Annotated in this window: 12 protein-coding genes; 9 read left to right on the forward strand and 3 right to left on the reverse strand. The window is 64.3% G+C overall.

Annotation, left to right across the window (positions count from 1 at the left end; all coding sequences use genetic code 11):
- Positions 1 to 21 precede the first annotated feature (21 nt).
- From HNQ39_RS22060 to HNQ39_RS22075, 4 genes are all read left to right on the forward strand, one after another.
- The gene (locus HNQ39_RS22060) at positions 22 to 762 is read left to right on the forward strand and encodes a hypothetical protein (protein WP_184202037.1); all 741 of its coding nucleotides are present in this window, start codon (positions 22 to 24) and stop codon (positions 760 to 762) included.
- Positions 746 to 1408, forward strand: coding sequence for a Uma2 family endonuclease (locus HNQ39_RS22065; protein WP_281380312.1), 663 nt, complete (start codon positions 746 to 748; stop codon positions 1406 to 1408). The genes HNQ39_RS22060 and HNQ39_RS22065 overlap by 17 nt, the downstream gene beginning before the upstream one ends.
- Positions 1401 to 3578 (forward strand): ligand-binding sensor domain-containing protein, encoded by a 2178-nt coding sequence (locus HNQ39_RS22070; RefSeq protein WP_184202043.1) that lies wholly within the window; start codon positions 1401 to 1403, stop codon positions 3576 to 3578. Before HNQ39_RS22065 ends, HNQ39_RS22070 begins: the two co-directional genes overlap by 8 nt.
- A 64-nt stretch (positions 3579 to 3642) precedes the next feature.
- On the forward strand, positions 3643 to 4902 hold the full coding sequence (locus HNQ39_RS22075; RefSeq protein ID WP_184202046.1) for a mandelate racemase/muconate lactonizing enzyme family protein: 1260 nt from the start codon (positions 3643 to 3645) through the stop codon (positions 4900 to 4902).
- Here the strand turns inward: HNQ39_RS22075 and HNQ39_RS22080 are convergent.
- Positions 4899 to 7238 (reverse strand): glycoside hydrolase family 2 protein, encoded by a 2340-nt coding sequence (locus HNQ39_RS22080; RefSeq protein WP_425503586.1) that lies wholly within the window; start codon positions 7236 to 7238, stop codon positions 4899 to 4901. The two genes, HNQ39_RS22075 and HNQ39_RS22080, sit on opposite strands and share 4 nt — an antisense overlap.
- Positions 7239 to 7412: 174 nt before the next feature.
- Entirely contained in the window at positions 7413 to 7913 is a 501-nt protein-coding gene (locus tag HNQ39_RS22085) for an NUDIX hydrolase (protein ID WP_184202052.1), read from the reverse strand.
- Between the two features lie 49 nt (positions 7914 to 7962).
- On the opposite strand from HNQ39_RS22085, the gene HNQ39_RS22090 reads away from it, so the two are divergent.
- The 4 genes from HNQ39_RS22090 (at position 7963) to HNQ39_RS22105 (ending at position 14021) form a co-directional block, all read left to right on the forward strand.
- A complete protein-coding gene (locus HNQ39_RS22090; RefSeq protein WP_184202056.1) occupies positions 7963 to 10518 on the forward strand; it encodes an ATP-binding protein in 2556 nt (851 codons plus the stop codon).
- Between the two features lie 252 nt (positions 10519 to 10770).
- Complete coding sequence (locus tag HNQ39_RS22095; protein WP_184202059.1) at positions 10771 to 11382, forward strand: hypothetical protein; 612 nt, start codon at positions 10771 to 10773, stop codon at positions 11380 to 11382.
- A gap of 1 nt (position 11383) precedes the next feature.
- Entirely contained in the window at positions 11384 to 11770 is a 387-nt protein-coding gene (locus tag HNQ39_RS22100; protein WP_184202062.1) for a hypothetical protein, read from the forward strand.
- Between the two features lie 10 nt (positions 11771 to 11780).
- Positions 11781 to 14021 carry a hypothetical protein gene (locus HNQ39_RS22105; protein WP_184202064.1) on the forward strand — a complete coding sequence of 747 codons (2241 nt, stop codon included), beginning with the start codon at positions 11781 to 11783 and terminating at the stop codon, positions 14019 to 14021.
- On the opposite strand, the gene HNQ39_RS22110 is transcribed toward HNQ39_RS22105, so the two are convergent.
- Positions 13996 to 15999: a beta-galactosidase gene (locus HNQ39_RS22110; RefSeq protein ID WP_184202067.1), complete on the reverse strand. Its 2004-nt coding sequence runs from the start codon at positions 15997 to 15999 to the stop codon at positions 13996 to 13998. The two genes, HNQ39_RS22105 and HNQ39_RS22110, sit on opposite strands and share 26 nt — an antisense overlap.
- A gap of 67 nt (positions 16000 to 16066) precedes the next feature.
- On the opposite strand from HNQ39_RS22110, the gene HNQ39_RS22115 reads away from it, so the two are divergent.
- Entirely contained in the window at positions 16067 to 16984 is a 918-nt protein-coding gene (locus HNQ39_RS22115) for a hypothetical protein (RefSeq protein ID WP_184202070.1), read from the forward strand.
- Positions 16985 to 16989: the final 5 nt, after the last annotated feature.

Genomic DNA, 16989 nt, shown 5'->3' on the forward strand with positions numbered 1-16989 from the left:
TTTCCCGAATCTAGCCCCTGTATGGCCGACACGCTACCCGGTATCCTCTGGCACCTTGAGGGCTCGCCTCGTGCCTTCCTGCCCTGCGAGTTCTTCACCGAGCAAGGTGCAGCACTCCTGGAGCTGTTGATCGGCCTGGCCGGAGTGCGCGAGCAGTTCGATGCCGCGTTTGAGAAGACCACCCCACGCTGGTGGGGGCTCTGGGTGCACTCCCCTCTCACACCCGAGCAGTGCCTCCTTCTCTACAAAGTATTCGAGCAGCTAGAGTACGCGGACTACCACCGCCGTGTCCAGCACTGGACTTTTTTGCGTGCACTGCGCCTCGGAACCAAACGGCCTCTCCATGCGGAGCTATCCCGGCCAGGGCACTGCGATTTTGGCATTCGCGATGTCTTTTGCCACTGCCCCTACTGTCGTAACTGCTGGCGTCTACAGGGAGGCGAGGCGATCGAGTGCTCCGCGTGTGGCTGCGTCTTCTTCCCCGAACAGACCCGCTGGAGTGAGCCGGATACCGAACCAACGGAGCGTTACTCCCACGAGTTTCTTGCCTTCTGGGAGCGTGCCCGTGGCTACTTTCTCCCCCACACAACACCGCGTGGACACCTTGGCTACCAGCAGGAGTATTTTTGGTTTGACGTCTGGCGAGTGCTCCGCTGGCGACTCTGGTGGTACGACCCAGGCTGGACCTACCGCCTGCGCCGCTCAAAACTTCCCCGTGGGATAGAATACCTAAGGAGCAACGACCATGTCCCTGACCTTTGATCCCCACCTCGCTTCGCGGCGAGCCGTGCACTACCCTGACTCGGATGGAAAACCCATGGCTGAAACCGATGCCCACCGCTTCCTGATTTCCAACAGTGTCAGTGCCTTGCTCTGGCACTTTTCCTCGCGCTCCCATGAGGTCTATGTCTCGGGGAATAACTTCTTTTACTACAAAGAAGGCGATCCCAAAGCGCGGCTCTCACCGGATACCTACGTGGTCTTTGGGCCAGAGCAGCGCGACCGGAACTCCTACAAGAGCTGGGAGGAGGGTGATGCGCTCCCTGCGGTGGTCTTTGAGTTCACGAGCAAGAAAACCCAAAAAGAAGATGTCTCCGACAAGATGCAGACCTACGAGCAGCTCCGCATCCCCGAGTACTTTCTCTTCGATCCCACCGGCGACTACCTCAAGCCCTCGCTTCGTGGCTACCGAATGACGCCGCTTGGGATGTACTCGCCCATCGCGCCCCAGGAAAACGGTCGGCTTGCCTCCGAGCAGCTAGGCCTAGAGCTGGCTGCCGATGGCGTGCGCCTGCGGTTCTTTAACCCGGCAACAGGCGAGTTCTTGCCCACACTCGCAGAGGCGCAGAGCGAGATCGCACGCCTGAGAGCGGAGCTGGAGCAGCTTCGCAGAACGAAAAATGACTAAGATGCTCCCCATCGCCGATACCCCCTTCTGGCAGGACTGGCACCAAGCCGCGCCTCTCGCCACTCCCGAGCAAAACGATGTCCGTGCCCTCGCCTTCGACTCCCAAGGACGCTTGTGGTGCGCGACAGCGGCAGGCGTCTTCTATCGCGACGGTGCCGCGTGGCGCGGCGCGGTAGGCGGCGAGGCGCTGGGCCCCTGCCACTGCCTGCAACGCGATGCCACAGGCACGCTCTGGATCGGGAGCTGGCAGGGGCTTTTTAGGCTCGACAGTGACCGTGTCGTGCCGGGCGGTGTCTCGGGCTCGCTGATCTGTGCGCTGGCTTTGGGCAAAGAGGGTACGCTCTACGCCGCGGGGCCAAAGGGCATCTGGCGACGTCGCGCGGGAGGGAGCTGGCAGGCGATTCAAGGGCGCTGGCACCAGGCGATTCGGGCAATCGCCCCGCTCGATACCAACCACCTCTGGATCGCCACCGCCAGTGGGCTGTACCTACAGCACACGTCCGATGGCACGCCCGCACGGCGCTTTGGGACACCCGACCAGCTCCTGAGCAGCAATGTTTACTGTCTCACGCCCCTCCCCGATGGCACTGTCGCGATGGGCTCGACCGGCGGCGTGGATCTCTACCGAGGCACGACCCGAGTGAAATCGCTTGGGGTGGCGCAGGGGCTCCCCAACCGCCACGCCCGCGCAATCGCCGCGGATAAAGACGGGCGGCTCTGGATCGCGACCAAGCTCGGGGTGGCACGCTACGACACGAAGACACAGAAATTCAGCCTGCGCCACAGCCGCCGCTGGCTCACCAGCGACGATGCCCGCGCCGTGGCCCTCGCCGACGACGGGACGGCTTGGATCGGAACCGCCGGAGGTGTCGATGCGATCCACCGCAAGAAGCTCACGCTCGCGCAGAAGGCCGACTACTTCTTGGACATGGTACGCAAGCGCCACATCCGCCCGCTGGGGCTGGTCGGGCCGGCCGTGCTCAAGCGACGCGGTGATCTCACCGAGAGCTTTATCGAGGACGACGACAACGACGGTGAGCATACAGGGATGTACATGGCCGTGGAGTCGCTGCGCTACGCCGTGACCAAGAACCCCGAGGCGCGCGCCAATGCCCGCGCGGCCTTCAACGCCATGGTGCTCCTGCAAGAGGTGACCGGAACGCCGCACTTTATCGCTCGCTCGGTCCTGCCCGCCGGCACTGCCCCGCTCCACGAGACCGACCGCACCTTCACTCCCGAAGAATTAGCCAAAATGCAGCGCGACAACCCACGCGAGAAACCGATCGAGAAGCGCTGGGTACTCAGCCACGACGGCAAGTGGCTCTGGAAGCGCGATGCCAGCTCCGACGAGATCGACGGCCACCTCTACGGCTACGCGCTCTACTACGACCTCGCCGCCGACGAGGGCGAGAAAAAACGGGTCGCCGCGCTGGTAGACCGCATTGTCGGGGGGATCGTGGACCATGGCTTTGTCCTGCAAGATATCGACGGCAAGGCGACCCAGTGGGGCAACTGGTCCCCGGAGAGCCTCAACGGCGACCCGAACTGGAACGAGGAGAGGTACGGGAACTCGACCGAGATCTTGGCGCACCTGGGGGTTGCCTACCATCTCACCAAGAAGCAAAAATACAAAGACGCGGCCCGGCTCCTGATCGCAAAGCATGGCTACGACAAGAACATGCAGCGCCTTGCCTATAGGACTCCGTCAGAGCGGACGCATATCAACGATGAGCTTCTGGGCATGGTCTTCCAGAACCTCTTCAACCACCTGATCTTCCCCGAGCTCCGCCCCGCTGCCCTCGCCGCGATCCGCCAGTGGCACGCCACCTGCGCCCGGGACCACATCCCCTTCTACGACTTTGTCTACAACCAGTTCTCCGGCCAGCGCGTCCCACTAGAGCCCGCCATCGAGACCCTCCGTGACTGGCCGCTGGACATGATCGAGTGGACAGTCGACAACCGCAGCCGCGAGGATATTCAGCTAGAGCGCACGCCCGGCACCGACGATGGCATGCTCAAGACGCTCGTCCCCCGCAGCGAGATGGGCCTGACCATGTGGGACCAAGAGCCGTATAAAACCGTCATCGGCCGCAACGGCGAGCGCGAAGACAAGCCCACCGACTGGCTCCTCGCCTACTGGATGGGCCGCTACTGGGACCAGCTCAGGTAGGTTTCTCCGCCCCGAGAACCGGGGCAGAGAAGGAATTCCTCCGCCCGTTCCCGAAAACGATGCCATGTCACTGAGGATTACCGATATCGAGCGCATCACGCTCACTGTCCCGTTTACGCCCCGCTGTGAGAAGTGGAACGCCCGCGAGGTCTGGCAGTGGAAAGTCGTGGAGGTCTGCCGGGTGGAGACCGATGCGGGCTTTGTGGGCTGGGGGGAGACACTTCCGCACTACACCTGGGGGCGGGTCAGCGACGATGCCGTGGCGCGGGTGAAGGGCAAGAACCCGGCGGACTTCTTGGGCGACGACTCCCTCGGGGCGGGCCTGCAGATGGCGCTCTACGATGTGGTGGGAAAAGCCCTGGGCGTCCCAGTCTACAAGCTGCTCAACCAGCCCCTCGTGCGCGCCTGGTGCCCCATCTCCTGGTGGACCATCGACTTTCCCCCCGAGGCCCTCGCGGAAGAGGCCAAAGACGCGCTCGCGGCAGGCTATGTGGCCTATAAGACAAAAGCGCGGCCCTGGTGGGATGTCTGGGCACAGGTCGAGGCGCTCTCCGCCGCGTCGCCGGAGTACTTCAAGATCGACCTGGACTGGAACGAGTTTCTCCTCAACGCCAGCAACGCCGCGCCGGTCTTGCAGTCTTTAGACACCTACGAGCGAGTCGCCCTCTACGAGTCCCCCATCCCGCATCGGGATTTGGAAGGCAACCGCTGGCTCCGGCAGAAGACCAACCGCCCGCTCGCGCATCACTTCGGGGCTGTTCCCTTTGCCAGCGCCGCCCGCGAGGAGATCTGCGATGGCTTTGTGGTCGCGGGGGGGCTGGCGAGCATCCTCAAGCAAGGGACACTCGCCGCCGCCTTTGAGAAGCCGTTTTTCCTGCAGATGGTCGGCACCGGCCTGACCACCGCGCTCTCCGCGCACCTCGGGGCCGTGCTACCCTTTGCGCAGTGGCCCGCCGTCAACTGCCTCAATAACTTCGCCGACGATCTGCTAATCAACCCGCTCGAAATCTCCGGCGGCTATGTCCGGGTCCCCGAGGCGCCCGGCCTCGGGATTGAGTTCGATGCGTCCACGCTCACCAAGTACAAGATGGAGCCGCCCTACGAAATCCCCAAGGAGCGGCATATCCTCTCGGTGGTCTGGCCCGGCGGCCGGGTCGTGCACTACAACAACCTGCGCCAAGCGGCCTGGAACGACGGCTGGGCGGGCAATATCCCCGTCCAAGAGCGCGGTGTCACCATGGAAACCCGCCTCGACGACGGCTCGAAAGACTTCGCTGACCTCTTCGCCCAAACGGAGCTCGGCCCGGTGCGCGACCGACGCTAAAACAGCCCGGCGCTCTGGCCCCAGCTCCGATACGTCTCCAGGTCAAATGGGGGATTGCCGCAGAGGTAGTGATTGCTGCCACCCTCCCAGGTGATCTTGTACAGCCGTTTCCACGACGCGGAGTAGGGAATCCGCCCCAGCACGGTGACCGAGTCGGGCTGGGCGATGCCTTCGCCGCGGAGCAGGACCTCGCCCGTCTCGGCATCCGTGACCGTGAAGGTGAGCGGCGTGCTCTCCCGCAGCTCCGAGCAGGCGACCAGCTCCTGGTGCCAGTCGCGCGGCTCGCGGAGGGCGAGCAGGAGCGGCTGCTGGCTGGTCTTGAGGTAGCCGTAGGCGAGCTTCTTCTCAAAGTAGTAGTCCACGATCGCATCCGACAGCTGCGGCCAGCCGTCCATCAGGTTCCACCAGAGGATCCCCGTGCGCCGCCACATGCTGGTGCGAAAGAGCTCCACAAAGAACTTCTTCGCCTCCGCCTGGCTCACCTGGCTCGCGAACGCAAAGTCATCGAGGTTGTCCGGCACCGTGCCAAAGAGCTCCCGAATCTGTTTGGCCATCAGCTCGACACGGTAGTCGTAGAGATCGTAGCCAGGGATCGGCGAGGTTGAGTGCAGGATCCACTCGTCGTTGTTCTGGTACGGCCAGAGCTTCTCGGGGGAGAGGAACTTCTCCAGGCTCTTGCGCGACGGGCACCCGTGGTAGCCGATCTCACTGGCAAAATGACAAAGTGACTCCGTGTAGTAGCGGCTCTTGAAGTAATCCCGCGGCCCCCAGAGGTGGTCCTCGGGCAGGTACTTTTCCCCCTTGGCAAACGCCTCCGGGTCGATGTAGGGCGAGCTGGGCAGATAAGGCCGACCGGGGTCCTCTTCGAGAAGCACATCGGGGATCACCTTGCGGGTGAGCACATTGCGGTTCGGGTCCTGTCGCCTGCCGCCCCAGCTCCAGGCCTGGTCGCACTCGTTGTCCCCCGCCCAGAGCGCCACACACGCGTGCTGCCGTAGCCGCCGGACAACAGAGCGCACTTCATCGGCGAGGGTGCGCTGGAACGCCTCGTCCTGCGGGTAGACCGCGCAGGCCATCGAGAAGTCCTGCCAGATCAGAATGCCCTCACGGTCGCAGATTTCGTAGAAGAGATCGTCCTCGTAGACATTCCCGCCCCAGCAGCGCAGCATGTTGCAGTTCAGGTCCACGGCCAGCTCCAGAATCGCCGGGATGCGCTCTCGGTCGCGCGAGTGGAACGCATCCACTGGCACCCAGTTCGAGCCATGGATAAAGACCCGCTCGCCATTGACCTTAAACAAGAACTCCCCAGAGCCCTGCTCGTCGGTGACACTGGTGCGAATCAGCTCGACCGTGCGAATCCCGTGGGTGAAGTGCACGTGGTCAATTTCTTCGCCGTTCTTGAAGACCCGCACGGTCACGTCGTAGAGGCTGGCGTCGCCCTTACCCTTGGGCCACCAGAGCATCGGGTTGGCAACCTGCACATTCATCCGCCCCGCGCCAAAGAGCAGCCGCTCCCGCTTGGTAAACACCGAGTCGCCGCACCGGCCCTCCACCTCAATCTCGTAGCGCTCGGCATAGCACGACGCATCGAGCTTGCAGTCAAAGTGCAGCACCAGCCGCGCCGAAGCGTGGGAGGAACCAATGCTCAGGGTCTCCAAATACACGTTCTCGATGCGCTCCTTGGGCAGATAAAGGAGCTTGATCGGACGCCAAATTCCCGCCGAGACCGCCCGCGGCATGATGTCCCACCCATATTCATGTGGTGCCCGCCGCACGCGAAGCGACTCGTACCGATTGGGCTGAGCGAAGTCAAGCGGTGCATTACCGGTTTCCATAACTTGAGGGCGAATAGCAACCACAATCTCGTTCGCCTCCCCCAGCCGAAGAAGCTTTGTTAGGATTGGGGAACCACTTGCCCAAGAAGATAAAGTAGCGCTACCAGTGGCAAAAGCCTGCCCATTCATTTGAACGGAGAAGCTATTTCCACTAATGCCGTCAAAAACTAACAGTGGTTCTTGGTTCGGGAGAATCGGAGGGACAACAAAAATCGAACGATACCCAATGAACGTTTCTTCCCACTTTGGTAATTTCGCGATGTTCATCCCAATAAACGGTTCTGGAATCAGCCCGTTTCGATAAAGATCAAGCTCGAAGTTCCCCGGCACCTGAGCGGAGTAAATCGGCAAACCCGCAACTGCCCAATCCTTAAAAAAGCGAAACTCTTGGGGGTTATTGGTGTAGGCCATTTGCCACTCGCCGGAGAGGTCTAGTGCGACAGCATCTTTGCGGAAATCCATGGGGTCATGGTTCGACACGTGGCGGCGGCTCCCCTGCATCGGTTTTCCCAAGGAACAGGTTGACCCGAGTCACCCGAGGAACGAGTCCTCGGGCTTGAAAGGGCGACGCTCGCCTCCGCGAGCAGTAGATTTGGTTTGGCTGCGAAGGCAGCCGTAGCCCTCTCAAGCCCGGACACTCGTTGTCCGGGCACAAATCGTTGTCCGGGCTGTTAACTAACCTCGGCGCATGAGCCGGTTTCGGAGACTACGCAGGGCATAGAGCAGGCGCACCAGCCAGGCCTTCCAGAGCGGCAGGCGCTGGATGCGACGCACCGGCGCGCCCCCTACCACGGCATCGGTGAGGACCGTGCGGGTCCAGCCAGGAACGGAGCGTGGGAGCTTGTCGAGGGGAAACCAGTCCACTGCGACCGACTCCCAGCCTGACTCCCCCACTTTTCCCACGACCCGCCCGAGGTAGACCTGGATCAAGGCACCGCCGCCCGGCAGGTCCGGGCGCCAGTAGAACCCCACACAGCGCTCCACCGTGATGGCCAGGCCAGTCTCCTCACGCACCTCGCGGACGGCGGCGTCTTCGGGGGTCTCCCCCGACTCGATCCCGCCACCGGGTAGGCTCCAGAGGCGAAAGTCCTCGCGCTTTTGCAGGAGCACCCGCCCGTCGCCGTCCCAGAGCACGACCTGGACACTGTTGGGCGGACGCGTGGGAAAGGTTGGCATGCTCTTAGTATACACAGTGCCACAACCGACGATACAATCCAGAACAACCATGCACTGGCGGGTAGAGTTACTGGGAGATTTGCGCGTTCTCTGTGGAGAGCGGGTGGTGACGCGCTTGGAGAGCCGAAAGATTGTCGCGCTCCTGGCACGGCTCGCGCTCGCCCCGCAGCGTCTGCACTCCCGCGAGGAGCTCGCCGATCTCCTCTGGCCCGAGAGCGACCGTGAGACCGGCCTCGCCCGGCTCCGCCACGCGCTCTCGTCGCTGCGGCGCACCCTGATTCCCGCTGACCTTGAAGGGGAGGGCTTCTTCACCGCCGACCGCCAGAGTGTCCGGGTCCGCCCCGAGGCCCTGAGCTGCGATGTGCGCGAGTTCGAGCGTGCGGTCGGGCAGCGCCACTGGGCCGAGGCGCGCACCCTCTACCGCGGCGAGCTCCTGCCGGGCCACTACGACGACTGGCTCGACGACGAGCGCACGCGGCTTCAGGCGCTCTTTGAGAGCCTTCCCCAGAGCGCTCCCAGCGTGGGAGAGGCTAGCCCGACGCCCGTGCTGGGGACGCAGCAGTGCCTCCTGCCGGGCTACCTCACCCGCTTCCATGGGCGTGAGCACGAGCACGCCCAGCTCAGCGCGCTCCTCCCGACCCGGCGGCTGGTGACACTCCTCGGCCCCGGCGGGATCGGCAAGACCCGCCTCGCGACCGAGCTGGCCCAGAGTGTCGCGGCCCACTACGCCGTGGTCGCGTTTGTACCGCTGGCGGAGTGCGTCGAGAGCGGCCAGCTCCTCGACCGGGTGCGCGCCGCCCTCCAGCTCGCCGGCGGGGAGCGCTCCGCGCTGGAGCAGCTGGTCCCCTTTCTCTACGAGCGCCCAGCGCTCCTCGTGCTCGACAACCTGGAGCAGCTCGTGGACGGCGAGGCGGCGGAGGTGATCGAGCAGCTCCTCCTGGCGGTGCCCAGCCTCACGTGCCTGGCAACGTCGCGGCAGGTGCTCGGTGTCCCCGGCGAGCAGGTCTTTCCCCTCAGTCCTCTCTCGCCCGAGCCGAGCCTGGCGCTCTTTCTCGACCGTGCCCAGGCCGCTCGCCCAGACTTCGCCCTCTCCGAGCGCAACCGGGACGCCCTCACGGGGCTCTGTGCCCGGCTGGAGGGAGTCCCGCTGGCGCTGGAGCTGGCGGCATCGCGCATCCGTAGCCTGAGCCCCGCCGAGATGCAAGCCCAGCTCGACCAGAGCCTGCGCCTGCTCGCACGCCCCGCACCCGGGAGCCAGAAAAACACCCGGCATGCCTCGCTCCACGCCGCTATCGAGTGGAGCTGGCGCTTGCTCCCGCTCCCCCAGCAGCGCTTTCTGGCCCAGCTCTCGGTCTTTCGCGGGGGCTGGACCGCGGCGGCGGCAGAGGCGGTCTGCGGGGTGGCCGATGCCGCCGAGCGCCTCGCCGCCCTCACGGATGCATCGCTGGTGCGCCGCGACGACTCCCAAGCCGAGGAGAGCCGCTTCACCTTGCTGGAGCTGATCCGCACCTTCGCCGCCGAGCAGCTCTCCGCAGACGAAGCGAGCGCGACCCAAGCGCGGCACCGGCGCTACTTCGCCCAGCACGCCACCGACGAAGACGCGGGTAATGTGCTGGCGGCGCTGGAGTCGGCGTGCGGCGCGGGGGATGCCGCCCGTGCCTACACGCTCTTTCTGGCCCAAGCGACCCGAACCCTGGCCGTGCTAGGAGCGCCCCTGGCCCTTGCGCTTGGAAAGTCCGTACTCGCACTCCCCGCCCCGACCCCTCGTGAGCGGCTCTTAACCCTCAGCCACACGGTCGCCTTTGCCGATACCTGCGGCGACACCGAGGCGGCGCACGCGCTGGCCCAAGATGCCCTTACCGCAGCCGGCTCCGAACCGTCCCTCCGTGGGGTCGCGCTCGCGATCCAGGGCCAGCTCGCGGTCTCCAACTACGCCGCCCCCGCCGCCGCTCTCCCTCTGCTCCGCGAGGCACTGGTACTCTCGGAGGTGGCGCAGGACCTCCCGACCCAAGCGACGGTCCTGCGCCGCCTAGGCATCCTGCTCCTGCGTAGCAAGCAGCTCCCCGAGGCCGCCGGGTGCTTCGAGCGCTCCGAGCGGCTCTTTCTCTCGGTCGGGGACGCGTCGGGGGCCCGCTACGCGCTGGCCAACCGCGCCCATGTCCTCGGGGCACAGGGCGACTCGCTCGGCTCGCTCGCGCTCTACCAGACCTGCCTGGCCCGCGCCCGCGCCCTCGGGGACCGGGTGCACCAGAGCAAGCTGCTCCTCAATATCGGCTCGCTCCAAGCGGAGCTGGGGCAGTGGCCCGAGGCGCTGGAGTCGGGGCAGGCCTGCGTCCGGGTCTGTCAGGCGATTGGCAACCTCCGCACCCTCGCGTTTGCCTTCTGGAACCTCCCCGAGCCCCTGCTCCACCTGGGCCACCCAGACCGTGCGGTGCAGCTCATGGCCTTCGCCGAGACCTTCTGGCTCGCCCGCTTCGACGCGCTCACCCCCGACGACCACACCTACCGTGATGGCATCTACAACCAAGCGAGTGCCACAGCCGCACAGAAAGCGATGGGTAGCACGCTCTCCCTGAGCGAGGCACTGGCGCTGGCGCTGGGGTAGGGGGCATCCCTCCCCCCCGGCCCCCTCCCTTCCCCACACCCAGAGGGTACCCGCCGACTTCGTCGGGGGGAAGGGAGGGGGTGACTTACTCATCCCACCCCTCGGGCTCCCCTCCCTTCGTCCCTCGGAACGAGGGTTTCAAGCGAAGGGAGGGGCCGGGGGAGGGATGCCAAAGAGCCGGGGGAGGGATACCAAACTCCCTCCCTCCCCCCTCTACACGTTTGCCACACGGTCCCCCGCTACCCTGTGCACATGAAACAAAAGAAACTCAAGACCCAGACCTTCGGCGATGGAACGGGCAGTATCGGGGTGGCGGCGGGCTTTACGCTCGTGGACCAGAAGCGCGATTCGATTCTCCTCACCGGCCCCGACGGCACCCAAGTGGCACTGGGGCAGTACGGCTCGACCATTGTCCCCCAGGCGGTGCAGTTTGGTGCCGAGGGCTACTTCACGGTCACCCCCGACCTCTCCGACCCGGTGCGCGCGACCGCGGACTTTGTCGAGCAACAGGGGCGCAAGACCGGCAAGCCGATGCGCCTGAAGATCCTGGAGCAGAAAGCGGTTCCCAGCCAAGGGATGCGGGCGGTCCTGCTGCGCTATCGCATTGAAGGCGCCGCGCCGTTCGAGGGATTTGGGCTCTTTGCCGCCGGCCCCGTCGGTAATGGCATGGGCCAGACCTACGCCTCGTTTATCGGTGCCACCAGCGCCGCCGCCTTCAAAAAATATGCTCCCGCGATGCTGGCGATGTGGCAGTCCCGCAAGACCAACTTCGGGAGCAAGGCCTTTACCGAGGTCCCGGTCGAGCTGGCGGAGAAAATGGAGACCATGCGGCTCCAGGCGATCGAAGTGCGCAAGCTCCTGTGAGATGCAACCCCTAACAGTCACCCCAGCGCGGGAGCGGGCGAGCACGAAGTCCGGCACGACCACCGAGGCCCACTTCTGGGAGTTTCCCACGGTTCCGGGGGCACGGCACTACACGATCACGGTCTGCAACAAGGCCGGGGGCATCCAGCAGCGCTACCACGTCCTCCAGAGCGATATCGACGCGACCGCCGTGACCAGCATCCCGATCCTCACCGCCGATGAGCCCTTTCCCCCGGCGATCCCGGTGCGGGAGGAGCTGACAGGGACGGTCCGGGCGAGTTTCTACCGGAGGGAGAGTGGCATTCGCTACCTACTTGTCTGGGGCCGCGGCTTCGATCCCGCCCCCTACTACGAAAACAACCCGATCCACGTGGTCGTGGCCTACTAGGAAGAAAGTCATGATACTACAACGACGAAACCTACTCAAGCTGGCGCTTGCCCTGCCCCTTGCGGGCTGTGGCGGGGGCTGGCAGCCCGGCTTTGGCCCCATCAAAGGTGGCGGATCAGGCGGCGACAACTCAGTCCCAACACGCTCCGTCGCAGGGCGCGTTGTTTTCCCCACCGGAACCCCCGTGACACTAAGTGCTCTCAAGGTGGAGACGGCACTGGGGGCGGTCGCTATCGACGGCAATGGAAGCTGCCAGATACCGACATCCCAAACAGCAACCAGCCCGACACTGGCCTGGGTACGTAACAATACGGCAGTTCTTTACCTAGGCTTTGTCGACGATGGGGACGCCACGATCGACGCCACCTCTACTGCAGTCGCGCTTCTCTATCTCTCGCTGGGAGGCTTTCAGGCCGAAGAGGTCAGCAAGTCGCTCTTGCTCAGTGGGCTCCGCAAGCACGCCGCCACCGCGACGCTCGCCCAAGTTGTCGCTGCACGGGTCACTGCGGTTCCCACCGCGCTAGCCGAGGGCGATGCAGCACTCGGGGCGGCGCTTAAAACCGCCCACAATGCCCTTGTCGCGGAGCTGAGCGCCACGGGAAGGGCCACCGCGACTCCCGCACCGAGTCGCTCGCGGGCAACCACAACGGCAAGCTTACTCTTAGAGCCCGCCATCGCACAAAGCAATCTCCGCGTGGATCAAGCCACGGCTCCCCAGACCTTCATCGCCACCAATCAAGCCCGGCGCTACTGCCAGGTAATGACCTATGAGATCAACCGTGAGAACAAAAGCGGGCAACGCACCAACCCGTCAAAGGCACGCCTTGTCTCTTCCGTCTGGCTTCCCAGCACGCCCGCCCTCGGCTTCAAAGATACCGCAACAGGCTTCTTCAGCCGTAAAACCGCCTTTACCCCCGTCGCAACCGACCCCATCACACTCTCCATGAACGACGGTGATGCCAAGACGTTCTTCGAGGTCGTAGTTCTCGGGTCCTCGTCGCTGGTGGGCGATCCCCCTGTCTACAGCGAGCCGCGCTATGCCAGTGAGGTCGGAGTGTGGCGTGAGATCCGCGCCGATCTGAACCTCTCATCGTGGGTTGCCGATGTTCTTCTGGGCCTGCTCCTAGAGCTCTGGGGCCTACGGGATTTTGTGGCACAGAAAGGAGCCATTCGAGAGGCGGTCCAGAAGTTTCGTAAAGACTACGCCACTATCGAGACGCGGCTCTTCATTGCCGCAGATGCAGGCGATCTCTCCGGAGCACTTACCGAGGTATTGCGGCTGCTCGCAACCAATCCTGCCTTTGTGGAGTACATGGTCTCTCTCTCGATCACGCTCAGTCCCAATCTCAAGAGCTATCTCTTTGCGGATACGGTCAAGAACAGCACGGCCCTGCTCGCCAAGTCGCTGATGACGGTGCTAAACGTGGCAGGGCTGGTTCTAGGAGCGGGTGATCTGGGAGCGGTGATCGTGGACCTGGCAAGCTCGGAACCAGTGGAGCGCTGGAGCGCGACACTTGTCACTAGCGATGTTACCCTGAGCCCAGCGTTGGCGACGATTGCGCCAGGCGACAGCCTCGCGCTCAGTGCACGGCTTCCGAATGCCTTGGGAGCAAATATTGTCTACAAGTGGTCACTTGTAGGAAGCGATCTCGCGACTCTGACAGATGTGAAAGAGGGCAAGTCAGGCTTGAGTTTTGAGACATCAGGCTCCGATATTTCACTTGCCACAACCCCCTCAACCAAGGGGACTCTCACCGTGACGGTCGAGGCAGTTGAGCTTAGTTCGGGGGGAAACCGCACGTCGCGCGGGCAAGCCCTCTCGACTGTCACCGTCAATGATGACGTCCCCTTTGGCTCGGTTCGGGTTGTCTTCGATGGCAAGACCCGCATCTTGCCCAAGTACAGTACCCAGCGCCTCGGCAGCACCACGGGCCTGGCGCTCGGGGCACTCTACCAGGCGGTCTCGACTGCCTACGGGGGTAAGGTCGCCCTCAAGCTGACGCTTCAGTTCGCCACGAAGACCCTCGTGGTAGGGAGCACCGCCACGGTCACCAGCGACTACGACCTCACCTACGAGCTCCCCGCAGGCAGCGACTCTCTCTACTTTGCCCCGTCTGCCCCCGGGACCTTGACCGTCACCGAGGTCGGCCCTGGCTACTTTGGCTACACGCTGAGCGTGAACCTCAAGGGCCTGCGCGGTGTTCCGACCACAGGCCCGGCGACCTTCAAAGGCTGGGTGACGGACTACTAACCAGCACCCGGACGCCGCGCGTCTCCAGCGTGGCGTCCCCGGTGAGGGTCTCCCCGGTCAGCAGGTCGGTCCACGCGCCCGGTGCCAGTGCGACCGTCGCGGGCTCCGCGTGGTTGAGCAGGTAGACAAACTCGCCCCGCTGGGTCACCTCGACCCCGGCGGGCGGCGCGACCCCATCGGCCAGCGGCGAGCCAATCCCCTTCTCCCGACAGAGCGACCAGACCAGGCGGCGCAGTCCACGCGCCTCGGGCTGGGTGGCGACATAGTAGGCGACTCCCTCCCCAAACGCATTTCGGGTCACCGCAGGCTCCCCGGCGTAGAAGTCCGCCGTGTAGGTCGCCACGGTCTCCGCCGCCTCTAGCCGCACACGGTCACAGAGCAGCGTCGCCTCAAAGGTCTCGCCATCGTCGAAGCGCACTCCGTTCTTCTCACTCGCCATCACCGCATCGGTCTCCTCCACCCAGAGCCCGAGCACGTCGCGCAGAGGGCCCGGAGCGCCGCCCGCGTGCACCGTGTCGAACTCGTCGGTGAGGCCGGTAAACACCGACGCGAGCAGCGTGGCTCCGGCCGCCACCCGTGCTTTGAGCGCCTCGGCCTGTGGGAGCGTCAGCATCGAGAGAGTCGGGGCGATGATCACGTCGTAGGCCGAGAGGTCGGCATCGGGACGAAGCACCTCGACCTGGATTCCCAGGCTCCAGAGCGCGACAAAGTAGCTGCGGCAGAGCTCGACATAGTTCAGGTCGCGGGTCGGCCCCGACGAGAACGAGAGACCCCACCAGTTTTCCCACGAGAAGAGCAGCGCCACGCGCGCCGCAACCCGCTTGCCCAGCGGCGCCTCCCCGAGTGTCTTGAGCTCGCCACCAAGTGCCTTCACTTCCTGAAAGACCCGCGTGTCGGTGCGGTTGCGGTGCTCCATGATCGCGCCATGCAGCTTCTCGATCCCGCCTTGCCCGCGCCGCCACTGAAAATACATCACCGAGTCCGCGCCGTGTGCCACGGCCTGGAACGACTGGAGCCGGAGCTCGCCGGGCAGCTTGACCGTGTTGTAGTACTGCCAGTTCTGCTGCGACGGGCTCTGCTCCATCAGGAGAAACGGCTTGCCGTCCTTGAGCCCCCGCATCAGCGAGTGCGTGAAGGCGACATGGGCGGGCGGGCTCCCCTGCGGCGGGTAGCTATCCCAGCTGACAACGTCCATTTCCTTGGCCCACTCGTGGTAGTTGAGTGGGTAGAACGTCCCCATCAGGTTGGTCGTGATCGGGATATTCGGCGTGACCTCACGCAGAACCGCGGCCTCCGCACGGTAGCAGCTGAGAAGGCTCTCGCTCTGGAAGCGCTGCCAGTCCAGCTTCAGTGCCTGGATCGCGCCCTCGCCGTTGCGGTACGGGGGCTCGATCTGCGCCCAGTCGGTGAAGGTATGCCCCCAGAAAGTCGTGTACCAGCGCACGTTCAGCTCGGTGAGGGAACCGTACTTGGCTTGGAGCCACTCCCGGAACTTTTGCGCGCAAGTCTCGCACCAGCAGTAGGTGCCGTACTCATTGCTGACATGCCAGAGGAGCACCGCAGGGTGGTCTTTGTAGCGCTCGGCGAGCTTGCGGGCAAGACCGGTCGAGAGCCGGCGGAAGTTTGCCGAGTTAGGACAGAACGTGTGGCGGTTGCCGTGGCGGCGGCGCACCCCCATGTCGTCGGCGGTGAGCACATCCGGGTACTTCTGGGTCACCCACGCCGGCACCGATGCCGTGGCGGTGGCGAGGCAGATCTTCACGCCCCCCTCGGCGAGCTTATCGAGAATCTCATCGAGCCAGTCAAACGTAAACGTGTCTTCGTCGGGCTGGAGGCTCACCCAGCCAAAGACCGGGAGGGTCGCGATATTGACATTGGCCTCCCCCATCAGCGCCACATCGTCGGCCCAGACCGCACGCGGCCACTGCTCGGGGTTGTAGTCGCCACCATAGAGAAAGCGGGAAAAGTGTGTATTCATCGGGTCTATTCTATCGTGTGGACTCGCCTGACACGTTTGCCACACGGTAGCGGGTTAGGCTGGGGGCATGCAAAAACCAACCTTCCTTCGGCTCCTCTCCACGAGCCTCCTCCTGACCGCGGCGACAGTCGCCCGTGCCCAGGACCCGTTTGTTCCGTTCTTCCGAAGCTTCTCCGGGCTCTTCACGGACAGCACCGACGATGGGATAAACAACTTTACAGCGCCGGGCACCGACATCGACTTTCAGGACACCGCCATCCCCGTCAATACGGCAAAGTCGATCTTTGGAAACTACAACGGGGCCACGGTCTCGTCGTACACCCACTCGGACTATGCGGGCTTCTTTGCCGCCAAGAACTACGCCCAGCTTGGGGTGACCAATGTCCAGAACGAGGGCTACTACGCCATCGCGGGCCGCGGCTCCCACACGACCGTCGAGTTCTTCACCCCCGGTGCCCTCGCCGAGCGCGCGGTCTTCCACTGGCATGTCACGGGCAACAGCAACACGCCCCTCGGGGTTGCGGGGAGCCGGATCGACTTTGCCGCGGGCAGCTACGGCACGACCGACTTCAATGGCTTTTTTAGTATCCCCACTGGCCCGCGCATGGAGGAGTACGGCCCCGGGAACTTCACCTACACCCTCCCCATGACCCTCAACCAGCCCATCGACCTCTTCTACTGGTCCAGTGCCTACATCCAGATCAACCAGCCCGAGACCACGGGCCACGTCGGCTCCTCCCTCAGCGCCCTCGCCGACTTCTCCAATACCTATGTCCTGGACAGCATCGACCTCTACGATGGCAGCAACACGCGTCTGACAAACTGGACTATGCAGGAGGTCTCCAGCGGCGAGGTCATGTTCAACCAAGACGGCCGCACCGCCGCCGCGGGCTCGTCCGCGCCCGAGCCCACCTCACTCTGCCTGCTTGTGGTAGGAGGCACCTTGGTAGTGGTCGGCCGCCGCCGACATTCACGCGCCATCTAGCATCA

This window comes from Armatimonas rosea (genome assembly GCF_014202505.1).
GTDB lineage: Bacteria > Armatimonadota > Armatimonadia > Armatimonadales > Armatimonadaceae > Armatimonas > Armatimonas rosea.